This window comes from Ruegeria sp. CH10 (assembly GCF_056537125.1).
Genome location: NZ_JBQFQY010000004.1, coordinates 396165 through 412500 on the forward strand (window position 1 = coordinate 396165; position 16336 = coordinate 412500).

Annotated in this window: 16 protein-coding genes; 9 read left to right on the forward strand and 7 right to left on the reverse strand. The window is 60.5% G+C overall.

The window, feature by feature from the left end:
- Positions 1–3: 3 nt before the first annotated feature.
- Entirely contained in the window at positions 4–969 is a 966-nt protein-coding gene (gene speB, locus ACRZ94_RS14710) for an agmatinase (protein ID WP_480797666.1), read from the reverse strand.
- Positions 970–1315: 346 nt separating this feature from the next.
- On the opposite strand from speB, the gene ACRZ94_RS14715 reads away from it, so the two are divergent.
- The 7 genes from ACRZ94_RS14715 (at position 1316) to ACRZ94_RS14745 (ending at position 7959) form a co-directional block, all read left to right on the forward strand.
- Positions 1316–2350: a hydroxymethylglutaryl-CoA reductase gene (locus ACRZ94_RS14715; RefSeq protein WP_480797667.1), complete on the forward strand. Its 1035-nt coding sequence runs from the start codon at positions 1316–1318 to the stop codon at positions 2348–2350.
- Positions 2347–3417, forward strand: a complete 1071-nt coding sequence (fni, locus tag ACRZ94_RS14720) for a type 2 isopentenyl-diphosphate Delta-isomerase (protein WP_480654612.1) — start codon at positions 2347–2349, stop codon at positions 3415–3417. Before ACRZ94_RS14715 ends, fni begins: the two co-directional genes overlap by 4 nt.
- Complete coding sequence (locus ACRZ94_RS14725) at positions 3411–4577, forward strand: hydroxymethylglutaryl-CoA synthase (RefSeq protein WP_480797668.1); 1167 nt, start codon at positions 3411–3413, stop codon at positions 4575–4577. The genes fni and ACRZ94_RS14725 overlap by 7 nt, the downstream gene beginning before the upstream one ends.
- On the forward strand, positions 4561–5679 hold the full coding sequence (locus tag ACRZ94_RS14730; protein WP_480654616.1) for a mevalonate kinase family protein: 1119 nt from the start codon (positions 4561–4563) through the stop codon (positions 5677–5679). Before ACRZ94_RS14725 ends, ACRZ94_RS14730 begins: the two co-directional genes overlap by 17 nt.
- Positions 5676–6578 (forward strand): mevalonate kinase family protein, encoded by a 903-nt coding sequence (locus ACRZ94_RS14735; protein ID WP_480797669.1) that lies wholly within the window; start codon positions 5676–5678, stop codon positions 6576–6578. Before ACRZ94_RS14730 ends, ACRZ94_RS14735 begins: the two co-directional genes overlap by 4 nt.
- A complete protein-coding gene (gene mvaD / locus ACRZ94_RS14740; protein ID WP_480797670.1) occupies positions 6571–7566 on the forward strand; it encodes a diphosphomevalonate decarboxylase in 996 nt (331 codons plus the stop codon). The genes ACRZ94_RS14735 and mvaD overlap by 8 nt, the downstream gene beginning before the upstream one ends.
- 138 nt (positions 7567–7704) lie before the next feature.
- Positions 7705–7959 carry a DUF1289 domain-containing protein gene (locus tag ACRZ94_RS14745; RefSeq protein ID WP_480654620.1) on the forward strand — a complete coding sequence of 85 codons (255 nt, stop codon included), beginning with the start codon at positions 7705–7707 and terminating at the stop codon, positions 7957–7959.
- A 12-nt stretch (positions 7960–7971) separates the two neighbouring features.
- On the opposite strand, the gene ACRZ94_RS14750 is transcribed toward ACRZ94_RS14745, so the two are convergent.
- The 6 genes from ACRZ94_RS14750 to ACRZ94_RS14775 form a co-directional block, all read right to left on the reverse strand.
- Entirely contained in the window at positions 7972–8442 is a 471-nt protein-coding gene (locus ACRZ94_RS14750) for a Dps family protein (protein ID WP_480654622.1), read from the reverse strand.
- Between the two features lie 110 nt (positions 8443–8552).
- Positions 8553–8984, reverse strand: coding sequence for a hypothetical protein (locus tag ACRZ94_RS14755; protein WP_480797671.1), 432 nt, complete (start codon positions 8982–8984; stop codon positions 8553–8555).
- Positions 8985–9083: 99 nt separating this feature from the next.
- On the reverse strand, positions 9084–9932 hold the full coding sequence (locus tag ACRZ94_RS14760; RefSeq protein ID WP_480797672.1) for an ABC transporter six-transmembrane domain-containing protein: 849 nt from the start codon (positions 9930–9932) through the stop codon (positions 9084–9086).
- Between the two features lie 6 nt (positions 9933–9938).
- Entirely contained in the window at positions 9939–10358 is a 420-nt protein-coding gene (locus ACRZ94_RS14765) for a DUF2141 domain-containing protein (RefSeq protein WP_480797673.1), read from the reverse strand.
- Positions 10355–13483 carry an efflux RND transporter permease subunit gene (locus tag ACRZ94_RS14770; RefSeq protein WP_480797674.1) on the reverse strand — a complete coding sequence of 1043 codons (3129 nt, stop codon included), beginning with the start codon at positions 13481–13483 and terminating at the stop codon, positions 10355–10357. Before ACRZ94_RS14770 ends, ACRZ94_RS14765 begins: the two co-directional genes overlap by 4 nt.
- A gap of 3 nt (positions 13484–13486) precedes the next feature.
- Positions 13487–14635 carry an efflux RND transporter periplasmic adaptor subunit gene (locus ACRZ94_RS14775; protein WP_480797675.1) on the reverse strand — a complete coding sequence of 383 codons (1149 nt, stop codon included), beginning with the start codon at positions 14633–14635 and terminating at the stop codon, positions 13487–13489.
- Between the two features lie 102 nt (positions 14636–14737).
- On the opposite strand from ACRZ94_RS14775, the gene ACRZ94_RS14780 reads away from it, so the two are divergent.
- Complete coding sequence (locus tag ACRZ94_RS14780; RefSeq protein ID WP_480654633.1) at positions 14738–15355, forward strand: TetR/AcrR family transcriptional regulator; 618 nt, start codon at positions 14738–14740, stop codon at positions 15353–15355.
- A gap of 134 nt (positions 15356–15489) precedes the next feature.
- Positions 15490–16335, forward strand: coding sequence for a macro domain-containing protein (locus ACRZ94_RS14785; RefSeq protein WP_480654635.1), 846 nt, complete (start codon positions 15490–15492; stop codon positions 16333–16335).
- Position 16336: the final 1 nt, after the last annotated feature.

Sequence of the window (16336 nt, forward strand, 5' to 3'; positions counted from 1 at the left end):
CCGCTAGCGGCGGTGGTGAAAGATGAAACCCAGAAAGTTCAGCAAAAGCTGTGCCGCCAGAATCTGCGTGCTTTCGGTCTGGTCATAGGCCGGGGCGACCTCAACCAGATCAATGCCCACCACGTCGCCGCGCTTGGCCAGCCCCTGCAGGATTTCCAGCACGTCATAGTACAGAAACCCGCCATGGCTGGGCGTGCCGGTGCCCGGCGCGATTGAGGGGCAAAAGGCATCAATATCGATGGTGACATAGTACCGCGCGCCCTGCGGGATGCGGTCCAGCACGCCGTCTGTGCCCAGTTTGCGCACCTGACGCACGGACAGAATATCCGAGCCGCGGGCGCGGGCTTCGTCATACCCCTCTTTCGCGGTTGAGGACACGTTGCGGATGCCCAGCTGCGTCATGCCCGAAACGTAATCCTGTTCAATCGCGCGCCGCATCGGGTTGCCGTGGCCCTCGGTCACGCCGTGGCGTTCATCGACGAAATCCAGATGCGCGTCGATCTGCACCACGTGGATCGGACCGTTCTTGTCGCAATCGTCAGCAAAGGCGCGGATGCAGGGAATATTGACCGAGTGATCGCCGCCAATGGTCACGGGCAGAGCCCCCGCATCGAGGATTTTCTTCACCCCATATTCGATATTGGCATGGCTTTCGCGGGTCTTGGTGTGAATGATATCGGCATCGCCCAGATCGACGATCCGCACATCGCCGCCCAGATAGGTGGCGTCATCCTCATGATCATAGGCCCCGGCATGTCCAAAGCTGAACAGGGTCGATGCCTCGCGCACCGCCCGTGGCCCGAACCGAGCGCCCGAGCGATACTGGCATCCGAAATCAAACGGCGCGCCCAGGATGGCTACGTCGGCGTCAATCTGATCCCAGTCGGCCACGTAAGGTTTTTTGCCAAACGTGGCGATGCCGACAAAGGGCAGGTTCAATCGCCCCGATTCATATCCGTGACCTGACATGTGCTCTCCTGTTTTGTGCGGGTTTGTTGTGCCGTTGGGGCAAGAGTCGGGCCGAGACAATCACAGAAACCCCGTCAGGGAAAATCCAAATTTTGCGCATTGCAGCGTGTCAGCGCGGGGCAATACCCACCAGGCCCCCTGATTCCCCGACCGCCCCGCCCTGGTCCGGGTGTGTTTGGGCCATGATGATATTATGTCGCTGACATTGGCGCATTTTAGCGGTTGGGATTACGGCCACGGCCACTATGATTGCGTTTCGCAGTCTGACATAAGCGGTCACGTCTGACGATGCCCTGCATCGGGTCGGACCGTTTGTGATGAAAGATACGACAAAAAGGGAAGCCAGGTGCGCACCAAGTCTTCGTTCGTGACCCCGATTCCGACCCAATGGGTTGGGCCTATTCTGTTCAAGGGGGATCTGGTTTCCGGTGAGGTCTCGGTGCCGCTGGCCACTTATGAGACGCCGCTTTGGCCTTCGACGGCGCGCGGGGCGGGCGTGTCGCGCCATGCCGGAGGGATTCAGGTCACACTGGTGGACGAGCGTATGACGCGTTCGATCGCCGTGCGCGCGCAGGATGCGGCCTCGGCCCATCGCGCCTGGCAGCGGATCGAGGCGCAGACAGAAACGGTCGCGAAGATTGTCGCGTCGACCAGCCGCTTTGCCCGTCTGATCAAACTGAATCGCCAGATCGCGGGCAACCTGCTGTATATCCGGATCGAATGTTCCACCGGGGATGCCTCGGGTCACAATATGGTGACCAAGGCGGCCGAGGCGGTGCTGAACTGGGTGCTGGCGGAAAACCCCGAGCTGTCCTATGCGTCGATCTCGGGCAATTTCTGTACGGACAAAAAGACCTCGGCGGTGAACGGGCTGCTGGGGCGCGGCAAATACGTGATTGCCGAGATCGAGATTCCGGGCCGTCTGTTGCGGCGCATGCTGCGCACGACGCCGGAACAGATGGTGACGCTGAACATCGAAAAGAACTTTGTTGGCGGCAATCTGGCCGGATCGCTGCGCAGCGCCAATGCCCATTTCGCCAATATGCTGCTGGCCTTCTATCTGGCCACCGGACAGGACGCGGCCAATATCATCGAGGGCAGTCAGGGTATCGTGCATTGCGAGGCGCGGGGCGAGGATCTGTATTTCTCGTGCACCCTGCCGAACCTGATTGTCGGCTCGGTCGGTGCGGGCAAGGGCAATGATCAGGTCGAGGATAATCTGCAGCAGATGGGCTGCAAGGACGACCGGGACGAAGGCGACAATGCCCGCAGGCTGGCGGCATTATGTGCCGGGACGGTGCTGTGTGGCGAATTGTCTCTGCTGGCGGCGCAGACCAACCCGGGCGAACTGGTGCGCACCCATATGGAACTGGAACGATGACCGGCCCCTCGTCGCCGGACCGCAGCGTTGCCGGGCGCAAGCTGGATCATCTGCGCGCCATCATCGAAGACCCTGCGGTCGAACGCCAGCGTAGCGGGTTTGACCTGATCTCATTGACCCATCGGGCGCTGCCCGAGCTGGATCTGGACAAAGTGGACACACGCACCCGGTTTCTGGGCAAAGAGCTGAGCTTTCCGCTGCTGATCTCATCGATGACAGGCGGCAAGGGGGCTGAGATCGCGCGCATCAACCGCAATCTTGCCGAAGCGGCCGAGGCCACGGGTGTGGCGATGTCGGTGGGCTCGCAACGGGTCATGTTCACGGATTCAGAGGCAAAAACCAGCTTTCAGCTGCGCGAAGTGGCGCCTACCATTCCGCTGATCGGCAATATAGGCGCGGTGCAGCTGAACGCGGGGCTGGGTGCAGATCACTGCGCTGAGGCGGTTGAAACGTTGGGTGCGGATGGGCTGTACCTGCACCTCAACCCGCTGCAAGAGGCGGTTCAGGTCGAAGGCGACCGCGACTTTTCCAACCTGACCGGGCGGATCGCCGAACTGATCCCCGCAATGCCGGTGCCCGTTCTGGTCAAAGAGGTGGGTGCGGGTCTGTCGGGCCGGGATGTCGATCTGTGCTATCAGGCCGGCGTGCGTCATTTCGATGTGGCCGGGCGCGGCGGCACATCCTGGAGCCGGATCGAATACCACCGCCGGGCGGATGACGATGACGATCTGGGGCTGGTCTTTCAGGACTGGGGCCTGACAACAGTGGAAAGCCTGCTTGAAACTCGGGACGTCTTGAGCAAAAAGACCGATCCAACAACACTCATCGCCAGCGGCGGTATCAGAGACGGTTTGGATATGGCAAAGTCTATTATTCTCGGCGCGGATGTTTGCGGTCTGGCTGCCCCTTTTCTGACCGCTGCACAGGAATCCAGCGCGCGCGTCATACGAAAAATTGAAGCATTACGTCGCGAATTCCAGACGGCGATGTTCCTTTTGAGCTGCGCAGATATATCTCAGCTCAAGGGCAATTCATCACTGATCCGATCAAGGACAAAATTTTGGTAGTTTCAACTGGTATAAGCGCGATGAGCTTTTTCACCCCTCATCGCTATATCGCGCTGGATACGCTGGCTCAGCACCACGGTATCGACCCCGAGAAGTTTTCGCGCGGGATCGGGCAGGAGAAGATCGCCATGCCCGGCCATGACGAGGACGTGGTCACGCTCGCGGCTGAGGCGGCGCGGCCGATCATCGACCGGTTCGGCACCGACGGGATCGACACGATCATGTTCGCCACCGAAACCGGGATCGATCAGTCGAAATCGGCGGGGATTTTCCTGCAGGGTCTGCTGGGCCTGCCCGCCAATGTGCGCAATGTTGAGCTGAAACAGGCGTGTTATTCCGCCACGGCGGCCTTGCAGATGGCCTGCGCCCATGTGGCGCGCAAACCCGACCGCAAGGTTCTGGTCATTGCGTCGGACATCGCGCGCTATGATCTGGACAGCTCGGGCGAGGCGACGCAGGGCGCGGCTGCGGTGGCGATGCTGGTGACGGCCGATCCCAAGCTGCTGGAAATCGGCTCGGTCTCGGGTCTGTTTTCAGAAGACATCATGGATTTCTGGCGTCCGAACCATCGCCGCACCCCGCTGGTGGATGGCAAATACTCGGCGCTGCGCTATCTGAATGCGCTGGTGGAAGCGTGGCGGGATTATCAGGCCAATGGCGGTCAAAGCTACGACGATTTCGCGCATTTCTGCTATCATCTTCCGTTCACGCGCATGGGCGAAAAAGCCCATCGCCATCTGGCGAAAGAGGCCGGTGCCACCGTGGATATGGCGACCGCCTTGCCGGGGATGCTGTATAACCGTCAGGTTGGCAACAGCTATACGGCTTCGGTCTATCTGGCGATCCTGTCGACGCTGGAGAATGCGGAACAGGACCTGACCGGTAAGACGCTGGGGCTGTTTTCCTACGGGTCCGGCGCAACAGGTGAATTCTTTGATGCCACGGTATCCGCGGGGTATCGCGATTACCTGTTTGACGCGTCGCACAGAAAAAACCTGGATGAACGTGACCCGGTTTCTTATGACGATTATGTCACGCTGTGGCATCCGCCCGGTGAGGAAGGCGTCCACAACGGCCTGATGCCGGATGAGGCCCGCGGGCGCTACAGGCTTGCAAGCATTGACGATCACAAGCGCATCTACATTGACCGGAACGCCTGAGGTCACACGGGCGCATGCGCCGGGCAAGCTGATTCTGTCCGGCGAACACTCGGTTCTCTATGGGGCCCCCGCCCTGGCCATGGCGGTCGCGCGCTATACCGAAGTGTCATTTCAGCCACTGGGGCTTGGCGAAGGGCTGAAAACCGCGTTCGAGAACCTGTCGGCGGGCGAGGTCTATCCGCTGAGACTGTTGTCGCAGTTCAAGTCATCGCTGGATCAGCGGTTCGATCAGTTTCTGCGCGGTGAGCTGGATGTACATAAAATCCTGACGCGCCCCGATGATCTGGCGGTTTATACGCTGGCATCGCTGCTGCATGAGAACCTTGGCACCACAAGTACGGCCATTCCCGGGATCGGGGCGATGAATCACATGCTGGCACCGGGGCAACTGGCCAGCCGGTCCGAGCTGTCGATCGGGTCCGGCATGGGCTCGTCCGCCGCGATCGTGGCGGCAACAACGGTTCTGTTCGAACATCTGCTGGACCGGCCCAAGACGCTGGACGAGCGGTATGAGAGGGTGCGGTTCTGCGAGCGGCTCAAACACGGGCGAGCCGGGCCCATCGATGCCGCTGCCGTGGTGCGTGGCGGTTTGGTGCGCGCAGGCGACGCGGGCATTGACGCGCCCGAGTTGCCAGAGGGCCATGGGTTGCTGAGCGGTGAAGGATGGTATTGGGTTCTGCATGGCAAACCCGAAAGCAGCACCGGCGAATGTGTCAGCGCCGTGCGCGCCGCGCATGCGCAGGACAGCGCGCTGTGGCAGCAGTTCAGCGAGTGCACGACCGCCTTCACCCGCGCGATCTCGCAGGGCGATGACCCCGATGACGCGATCCGTGAAAACCAGATGCTGTTGGAGCGGATCGGCGTCGTGCCCGAACCCGCGTGTGCCTTTGTCAAAGCAGTGAATGCAGCGGGCGGCGCGGGCAAAATCTGCGGTGCCGGTTCGATACGGGGTGAGGCTGGCGGCGTGGTTCTGGTGCATATGGAGGACGCCGACAAAATGGCACGGTTCATGGCAGATCACCCGGGCCTGTCCTGGTCCGCGCTGCGTTTGGCGGCCCAAGGGGCCGCGTTGGGACCTGCACCCGTCGGAGGTGACACATGATCCGCGCCAGCGCGCCGGGATCGATCATGATCACCGGCGAACATGCGGTCGTTTACGGCAGCCGGGCCATCGTCGCCGCCATCGAACAAAGGCTGACGGTCACCCTGCAGCCGCGCGCGGACAGGGTGGTTCGCCTGTCCTCAGACATTGCGCCGCCGCTGTCGGTTGCGCTGGACCAAATCGAGATGGACGGGCCGTATAAGTTCCTGCTGGCCGCTATTGCACAGCATCAAGACGAGATTGAGACCGGGTTTGATCTGACCATCTCGTCGCAGATCGATCCGACGCTGGGTCTGGGGTCGTCGGCGGCCGTTACGGTGGCTGGGCTGGGGGCCATTCTGACCCATGCCGGGATGCCGCTGACCGGGTTGCACGCCAAGGCGCACAGGATCATTCACGACATTCAGGGGCGCGGCAGCGGGGCTGATCTGGCCGCCAGCCTGATGGGCGGGATGCTGGCCTATCGCGCGCCGCCGCTGGCCGAGATGACCGCGCTGCCGGTTCCGCCACAGCTGAGCCTGCGCTATTGCGGATACAAGACGCCTACGGCGGTGGTTTTGCAGAAGATCGCGGATCAGATGCAGGGGCACGAGGCCGAGTATGACCGGCTATACGCGTCCATGGGTGCGCTGGCGGAAACGGCCATTTCTGCGGCCGAAACTCAGGACTGGGTCGGTTTCGCCGAGGCACTGACCCAATATCAAACCAGAATGGAGGCGTTGGGCGTCAGCGATGACAACTTGCGCGACCTCATCCGCGGGGCGCGGCAGACGCCAGACGTGCTGACCGCCAAAATCTCGGGCTCGGGGCTGGGGGATTGTGTGCTGGCTGTGGGTGCGGTGCCTGCGGATTTCGTTCCGGTAACCTTGGCCAAAGAAGGGCTTATCATCCATGACTGACGCGGTTCGGAACCTGATTGCACATGCGATGGAGCACGCAGACACACCGCGCAGCTTTAGCGCCTATGCGCCCAGCAATATTGCCCTGTCTAAATACTGGGGCAAGCGGGACAGGGCGCGGAACCTGCCGTTGAACAGCTCGGTGTCGGTCTCGCTGGCCGAGTGGGGGTCTTACACCACCGTCGGTCCGGCGCCGGACGGGGTGGATCAGGTCTTGCTGGATGGGGCGGTGCTGTCGGCTGAGACGGGGTTTGCCCGCAAGGCGCTGGCCTTTGCCGATCTGTTCCGCGCGGGGCGGGACATGCCGCTGGAGATCGCGACCAGAAATACGATTCCGACGGCGGCGGGGCTGGCCTCATCCGCGTCGGGGTTCGCGGCGCTGACCCGCGCGCTGTGCGGATGCTTCGGGCTGGGGCTGAGCGATCCTGACATGAGCCGTGTGGCCCGGCTGGGCAGTGGCAGCGCTACGCGGTCTCTGTGGCATGGGTTTGTGCGCTGGAACATGGGCGTGTCCGAGGATGGCTCTGACAGCCATGGCGTGCCGCTGGATGTGCAATGGCCCCAATTTCGGATCGCAATCATCAAGGTGGATACCGCGCCCAAGTCGCATTCGTCGCGCGATGGCATGAACCATACGGTCGATACCAGCCCGTTATTTGCAAGCTGGCCCGCGCTGGCCGAGCAGGATTGCCAGACCGTCGAAACCGCGATTGCCAACCACGATTTTCAGACGCTGGGCAAAACCGCCGAGGCGAACGCACTGACCATGCACGCCACGATGCAGGCGGCGCGGCCCGCCCTGACCTATCTGACCCCGCAAAGTTGGACTGTACTGGAATGCCTCTGGCAGGCGCGGGGCGAGGGGCTGGATGCCTACGCCACGATGGATGCGGGCGCGAATATCAAGCTGGTGTTTCTGGAACATGCTCAGGCGGACATCCTGAGCCTTTTCCCCGATGCCGTGATCATCCAACCCTTTGATCATTGACCGCAGGTCAAGGGTGCGATGTTTGCGCCCATGGATGCCGATAAGGGCTTGGCGGGGTGGGGCTGAACGACTATCTGACTAAAACAGTCATCTATTACCAGCAATGCGCCACGCCCGGTGCCACAGCGAGTTCCGTTCATGAGCAAAAAGATCCCGAGCCCCTGTATCGATGTCTGCAAATTCCGCCGCGAGGGGCATTGCATCGGGTGTTCGATGACCAAAAGTCAGAAAAAGCTGTTCAAGTCGATCAAGCGTGCGGATCAGCAGGAAGGTTTTGTGCAGATGTTGGTGGGCCAGCAGGAAAAAATGGGCCGGTACACCCATTGGGGACCGGCCTATCTGAAAAAGCTGAAAAAGAAGAAGGCCAAGGCGAATATCCCCCTGGCCAGCTAGGTCGCGATCGCGTCAGCGCAGCATCGCGCGCAGGAACCACGCGAATTTCTCATGGGTCTGGCCACGGCTGATGCACAGATCCTCGGTCAGGGTGTCGCCGTGACCGGCAGCAATCTCACCCGCACCCGCCAGGGTTGCGGCCAGCGTCTCTTGCGCCTCCATCATCATCTTGATCATTTCTTTGTCGGTGGCGGTGCCTTCAAACTCGCTCACCTTCGAGCGTTTCAGCATACCCGCCAGGGTGCCTTCTGCATGGGCGTCCAGCGCCTTGACCCGCTCGGCCAGATCATCCTGAGCCACAAAGTGATCTTCGTAAATCTTCTGGAACAGGTCGTGCAGCGGGCCAAAGGCCATGCCGGTGACGTTCCAGTGAAAGTTCTGAGCCAGCATTGTCGCAACAGCGGTTTCGGCAACGGATTGGTTCAGCGCGTCGGCCACAGCGGCGCGTGCGTCAGCGGTCAGGTCAATGGCTGTCTGGGTCATTTCGAAATCCCTTGAATCTCTGGTTTGGGTGCGCCGTTCGATAAATAAACAGAGCGATAACCCATATTTAGAGGATCGCGAGAGGATTCCAAGAACTTTTTAGAATTATTCTAAAACCGATGAAATTGCTCGGAAATCGACCGGATCAGAAAGGCCAGATTTTGTTGGGTCCAGCGCGGAACCCGTGAGCGGATGAGGAAGTTGAAACTGTCGTCATCCTTGCTCTGAACCGCTTCGAACAGACGGCCCAGCCAGGCCTCATCAAAGGACAAATCGGGGGTTCCGGGGCGAAAAAAGACGGGGCGTTTTGAGACGGCCTGCCGAAAGCCGCGCATCAGGGTTTCGGCATGGCGCATATGTGCGTCGCCGGGGTCTGCCAGCAGCAGGGCACAGGCCTGATCCAGATCCACGCGTGACGACGCACGACATTGCAATGCAACCATACGCAGATGATTGATGATCTGCAGGGTGCTGTCCTGCAACTGCGGTTTGCGCGGCGCAGGGCTGTGATATGCTTGTTCGAAACTGATTGCCTGCATCATGACATGGGCTCGCTTCTTTTTTCAAACCTGACAATAGTGGTAAGGTATAGGGGAAACAAGCGTTTCTGTCTAAAAAGTGAGGTGGATTTGCATCCCCCGTCAGTCGCATTGCAGACGGGTGGTGATTTCCGACAGGCGCGACCAGGATTGCAGGGCGATCGGCAGGGCCAGCGCGGCCTCGGCGAATTCCCAAGTGTAGCTGACGATGGAAAAAATCGCCCCGGGTGTCGCGTTCAGGTGTTGGGTCGCGAACCACAGATTGAACAGGATCAGGGCAATCAACAGAATGAAAATCGCGCCGTAGAGAATCGCCTCGGTATCTGAGAGTTTGATCTCGTACCTGCGGAGTTTCCCCAGATGGAGTGTCAGGGGGCGGCTTTTGCGCTGATCCAGAATGGTGACCTGATGCTCCATCTGTTGATTCAGCGCCCGGTTCCAATGCCAGAACTTTGCGTGAAACAGGGCATAGACGCAGATCATCCCGATCAGCGCGCCACAGGCGGACAGGGCCAGCATGGGTGAAAAATAAAACAGCAGCGCCGCAGAGACCGCGAATTGAACGATACCGGCAAGGGCGGTGGGCAGGGTGTCTTCCATAAAATCGGCCAGCTCGCGCCCCATGCCGATACGGGCGTTCAGCACCGAGACGGGGGCCGCAGCAAAGCGCGCTGCAAGGGATTTGCCCAGTTCGACGCGGATCGTACCATAGATTCGGGTGTCGTAAATCCGGCGGATCACTCCGATCAGGGTCAGGCCGGTCAAGAGCAGGCCGAGATGCACAAAGGGCTCGAACCTGCCATCCAACAAACCGTCAATGGCAAATCCCATCGAAAGCGGGATCAGCACGGTCAGCGCGGTTTCCAGCAGGATCAGGCCCCATGTCACCCCGACGCGCCAGCGAAACACGCTGAGCAGCACCCGGATCGACAGTTTGCGGTCCGTCAGCACGGGACGTTACTGATCGTAGTGGATGCGCACCCGCACATCCTCGGGCCAGACCGAGGCGGCGGCGAAATCGGGGTTATCCTGCGGATTTGGTGCCCCGGTTGACCCGATCCCCTCCAGCAAGTGCGTCTCGGTCATGTTCAGGTCTTCATCCCTGTTTTCGTCGTGAAACAGCATGACCGCGTAGGGGCCATCGGTCAGGTCCGGGAAGGCGTGGCTGACGCGGCCTTTGCGCGACGGGACCTGCGCGTAATCGACTGCCCCCCAGACATCCAGCGTGTCAAAGGCGCGGGCATTGTCGAAGACGAGGATCACGATATTGCCTTTGCCGTTGCGAATGCCCTCGACCATCACGTTCAGACCGTCCGCGGCCAAAGGGGTGGCCAGCGTCAGGCCGACAAACGCCGCCTGTATCAATGCCCTGGTCATGAGGATGTCCTTTCTGCGTGTGTGGGATGAGCTGTGGGTTTGAAGACGGACAGGACGTCTTCGGTGATGGCGATCAGCACGGGCACCAGCACCAGCATCAGCGCGGTGCCGAACAACTCACCAAAGGCCAGCGAGATGGCAGCCGGGATCAGGTATTGCGCCTGTTCCGAGGTTTCCGTCAGCAAGGGCAGCAACCCGATGACGGTTGTGGCGGTGGTCAGGAAGATGGCTTTGAACCGTCCGATGCCCGCCTCTTGCAGGGCGGCTTGGGTTGTCTGACCCTCGGCCCGGGCCTGATTGTAGCGGGTGATCATGACCAGACTGTCATTCACGATAACGCCGGTCAGGGCCAGCATCCCAAAGAAGGAAAACAGCGACAGCGAAACGCCCATGATCAGATGCCCGACGGCGGCGGCGATAAAGCCAAAGGGCACGATGGCCAGAATGACAAAAGGCTGCCAATAGCTTTTGAGCGGCACGGCCATCAGCACATAGATCAGCACCGCCGCCAGCAGCAGCGCGCCTTTGAGGCCGTCGCTGATCTCGGCCATCTCCTCCAGCTCACCAGCAGGCAGGATGGTCACGCTGGGATATTTGGCGCGCAGGGTGGGGGCCAGCTGTTCAAAGACGGCCTGCCCGACCTCTTCAGGCGCAACAAGATCGCGGTCGACAGAGGCGGCGACGATGTTCATGCGCTTGCCGTCGCGGCGATAGACGGTGCCCGAGGTATAGGTGCCCTCAATCTCGGCCACCGTGTCCAATGGCACCCACGCGCCAGAGGCGCTGCGCAGTTGGGTTTGCATCAGATCGGCCAAGGTGTCGCGATTTTCACGGGCGTTTTGAACCACCACGCGCACCTCGGACCCGTCGCGCCGGACACGGGTCACTTCGGCGCCGCCAAAGCCAAAGCCGATCTGCCGGGCCAGGCTTTCGCTGGTAAAGCCAAGGTGTCGGGCGTCGGGGCGCAGTCGCAGCTTTAGCTCGGGCTGTCCGCCGACCAACCCGTCGCGCAGGTTGGACATGCCTTCGATATTGGACAGGAAGTCCTTCACCTCGTCGCTGGCCTGTTGCAGCAGGTCCTCATCCTTGGACGCCAGCCGAAGGCGGAACCCACCCGCCAGGGATTCCGAGCCGGTGAATTCCAGTTCAGTCGCGCCTTCGACCGCGCCAACCCGGTCCCGCCATGTCCGTACCACGGTCAGGATCGGAACATCGGGGCGTTGGGCCACCGGGATCATCTCGGCATAAATCTGAGCGCTGCCTGCGCTGTTGACGATGGTGAAGACGGTCTGAACGGGTGGGGTTTCCATGCCGGCCTCGGCGGCCAGTTCGGCGTTCAAGTCGTTCAGCTCCTGCTCGATCCGGTTCACATTGGCGCGGGTCAGCGCAAAGGGCGCGCGGGCGTCCATCTCAAGGTTTACGGTGATGATCTGGCCGGGGACTTCGGGAAAGAACACGGTTCTGACCTTGCCCTTGTACATCAGCCCAAGCCCCAGCATCGCAGCAGTAAGGAACAGGATCAGAACCGCATAACGGTGCCGCAGGGCGGCGGCCAGAATGGGCTGATAGATGCGGTCGCGCACCCGATACAGCCCCCCTTGCGCCGCATCCTGTACGCGGCCCCACAGGCGGGTGATCAGATAGCGGCGTTCGCGTCCCATGGGGGAATGGGCCAGATGCGCGGGCAGGACGAATTTGCTTTCGATCAGCGAAAAGATCAGCGCCAGAATCACGATCCCCGAAAACCCGGCCAGAACTTTGCCCAGCGGGTTGTCGATCAGCAGCATCGGGAAAAATGCCGCGATGGTGGTCAGCACACCAAAGACGGTGGCCACGGCAACGCGGTTGACGCCCCGTTCGGTGTCCCTGATCGGGTCATTGCCCTTGTGCCGTTCCTCATAGACGCTTTCGCCCACCACAACGGCGTCATCGACCAGAATGCCAAGGGCGATGATCAGGCCAAAGGTGGTCACATCATTCAGCGAGTAATCGACCCATTTCGAACCCGACACCGCAATGGCCCCCATAACCGAGATCGGAATACCCATCGCGACCCAAAAGGCCAGCCGGACGTTCAGAAACACCGACAGCATCAACGTCACCAGAATCAGGCCCTGCACCCCGTTGGATCGCAGCAGGGCCAAGCGGTCCGAGATATAGTCGGCGCTGTCGCCCCAGACCTCGACCTGTACCTGCGGCGGAAGCTGGCGGTTGAAATCATCCACGGTGGCGCGCACAACCTTGCTGATCTCCAGCAGGTTTTCCTTTTGCCCCACCAGAACCTCAAGCCCGACGGTCGGCTTGCCGTTCAGACGAAACAGGTAGTCGCCGTCCTGAAAGCCGTCCTCGATCCGGGCAATGTCGCCCAGGGGCACATAGGATCCGTCATCGCGCTGGATGATCGGCAGCGCCTCATATTCCGGCCTGTATTTGGCCCGGTCATCGGCGCGCAGAAAGATGGTGCCGCCTTCGGTGCGCAGGCGGCCCGCCTGAAAGGTCAAAGAGTTCTCGGCGATGGCACGGGTGACGTCCGAGACGGTCAGCCCATAGTGGCGCAGCACGGCCGGGTCGATCTCAATACGCAATTCGCGCGGGATCAGGCCCCAGATTTGCAGGCGCGACAGCTCTGGCTGCGCCAGCAGCTCTTCTTTCAGGCGTTGTGCCAGGCTTTGCAGGGTGGCCGGGTCGGTTTGACCATAAAGGTTGAGGTACAGGGCAGGGAAGTCGAAGCCTTCAGCCTCGATCACCGGTCGGCGGGCGGTGTCGGGCAGGTCGGTCAACCCGTCGATGCGAATGCGGACCCGGTCCAGAATGTCCTGCAGCGCCTCACCCCCGGCGCGGCGCACCGTCACCACGCTGAGGTCGTTTTGCGACTGAGACGTCACGCTGCGCACTCCGTCCAGCCCCTCAAGCGCCTGCTCGACCTTTTGGGTGACCAACTCATCCACCTGTTCGGCGGTGGCATCGGGCAGTTCAATCGCGATGGTTACGCTTTCCGGCGGGATGCGGGGAAAGCCTTCGATGCGGATGGTCAGCAGGGTCTGGACGCCCAGAAACAGGATCAGCACCATCATCAGGTTGGCGGCGACGGGATTGCGGATGAACCATGCGGTCAGGGCGTGCATGGCTTAACCCCCAACCATCTGCGGGGCCACAAGCTGACTCGGAAGGAACGAGGCCAGAGGTGTTCGCGCCACCCGCCACGGCCCCGGCCCCTCGGGCGCCGCGATGGTGATGCGGCCCTGGCTGCGGAACAGCAGTTCCGGGCGCAGCCTTTGCAGGTGATCATCGGCCCCGACCAGCCAGATATACCCGGCGCGGGTCAGGGCGCTTTCTGGCAGGGTCAGGGTGTTGTCCAGCCTGCGTCCGGGCAGGCGGACCTGCAGAAAATCCCCGGCCAGGATTCGCCCGTCCGGTGCGGTGACATCCAGGAACACGCGTACCTGCCGGGTGTTCTGGTCCAGAAACCCACCTCCGCGGCGCACCTGCGCGTGCCCGAGCCTGTTTCCGCTGCGGTCAAGCAGCTGGGCGGTGCCGCCGGATACGGGATGATCCAACAGCGCCCAATCGGCCTGACTGAATTCAGCCACAAGTTCGAAATGCCGGTCATCGGACAGGTGGATCAGCGCCTCGCCCGGGGTAACCGTTTGGCCAAGGCTGACAAAACGGTCGATCACAAAGCCGGAAAATGGCGCAATCACTTCGGTATCCGCCAGATTTCTGCGCGCGGTCTCAAGGTTCGCGGTGGCGGTCGCGACTGTCTTTTCGGCGATACGCAGTTGTGGCAGGTTCACGGCCAGCTCATTCGGAGGGTCGACGCCGTCACGTTCAAACTGGCGTTGTGCGACGGTCACATTGTTTTTGGCGCGCAGTAGGGCCAGCCGGGCCTGTTCCAGTTCCATTTCAGCAGCAGCAACAGCGCTTTGATAGGGGGCGTCTTCGATTGTAAATAACGGCGCACCGCGCGCGACCTGAGCGCCGCTCAGCGCCGCATCATGCACCGCCAGAATGCGCCCGGACACGGCGGAACGCAGCTGAGCGTCCCATCTGGGCCGCACCTCGGCAAAGGCCGTGACCTGCGCCGCAACAGTCTCGGGCTCGGCCAGAACAACCGAGACGGTCGGCGGTTCCGGTGGGGCGGCCGTTACCTGCACATCGATCGTGTCCTGAGTGTCGAACAGCAGGCCTACCACTCCGACCAACAAAACCAGAGAGACCCCGACCCAAAGCCATTGGCGGGCCGGTTTTGTCGTATGGGTCGGGGATGGGTCGGTCATATGTCCAAAGCTTTCCACGTTTCCGAATCGGTATTTGGTTGCGATCTGTGGTCTGGTGTCATATATTATGAACGAACGTTCGTTCAATAGAGTGGTTGAAAAATGTCTGAAACCGAAAAATCCAAACTCTCGTCGCGGGAACGGGCAGCGGCCAAAAGGCGGAACCAGATCCTTGAGGCTGCGATCATCTGTTTTCTGGAGCGTGGCTATCACCAGACCGGGGTGCGCGATATCGCGGCCAAGGCAGGCGTAAGCTTGGGCAATTTGTACAACCATTTTCGCGGCAAGCATGATGTGTTGGTCGAGATTGCCATGCTTGAACGGCGTGATCTTGAGCGGTTTCTGACCCTTCTGGAAACGGGATCACCTGCGCCGGAGGCTCTGACCGTATTTATCCGCGCCTATGCCAATTATCTGGCCGCACCAGAGAACGTCATCCTGACGCTGGAGATAAGCAGCGAAGCCATTCGCCAGCCCGATATTGCGCAGTTGTTCGTGGAAAACCGCGCCTTGTTGACCGATGCGCTAAAGGCTGTTCTGGCAAAAGGCATTCGGGACGGTGATCTGCGAGCGGTTCCCGATACCCATCAGGCCGCGCAATTGGTGATCGAAACCCTAGAAGGCTGCGCCTATCGCAGCGTTCTGTCCGAAGTACCGATGGCCGATATCCTTGAGGGGGTCGAGGATTTCGTTCTAACGTCACTGTTGGCGAAACGGTAAGGTACGCTTCGCGACGGGGTTTATAAGCCCCTATTTTTAAAATAAAAAATATCCTTTTTTTGTATTTTTCTTGCTGTCCTACGCTGGCGTTGGTAATCCGGTAAGACGTGTCAGGCAGCATGTGGAACAGAGTAATGAAATGGATATTGGAGCATTGGCGGGATTTTGTTCGATCCGTTCTTGTGTCCTTTGGTGCCATTTTTCTGGGATTGGAATCCTACGAAGTTCTGACCAACAAGGACGTCACGGTTTCTTTTGTCTGGTTCGTCGTTCTGGGGATATTGCCCGGCGTTCTGGTTTTCTTTGTGGACGGCTACAAGGTGCGCGGCTTTTTGCGCCGGCAGGTCGAAATCCGGGACCCCAATAACGACACGAAAGTCATCATTAAATTCGGGGATTTGTTCCAGCAGGATGGCTGGAAGGCCATTGCGGTCAATGATTTTTTCGACAGTTCCGTGGATGACGTTCTGGTGGCAGCAGACTCGTTGCATGGTCAGGTTCTGAAAACGCATTGGCCGGACAAGCAGGAAGACTGGGACAAGCAGGTCAAGCGGTCGCTGAGCGGAATAGACGGGGTCAAGGAAGCGCGGGCAAAGGGCAAACGGACGCGCTATCCCATCGGGACGACCGCTAGCGCCTGCAGCAGTGAGCAGAAGTTCCTGTTTGTTGCGCTGGGTGAAACCGACACAACAAACAACGTCTGTTCTGCCGACGCCGAGATGCTGATCAAAGCCATCCGCGGATTGGTGGCTGAGGCCAGAGCCGTCTGTTCGATGGAGCCTCTGGTCATCCCGCTGATGGGGTCCCGTTTCGCGCGGGTTGGCATTAAAAGCTCGGTTCTGGTTGATTTGATCATTACCGGAATTCTGGAAGAAAGCCGCGCTGGCCGGGTTACCGAGGACATTAAAATCATCCTGCCCGAAGCCATCGCCCGTGACGTCAACCTGAAGAATTACGTCAGAAACTGGGGGAGCGCGTGAT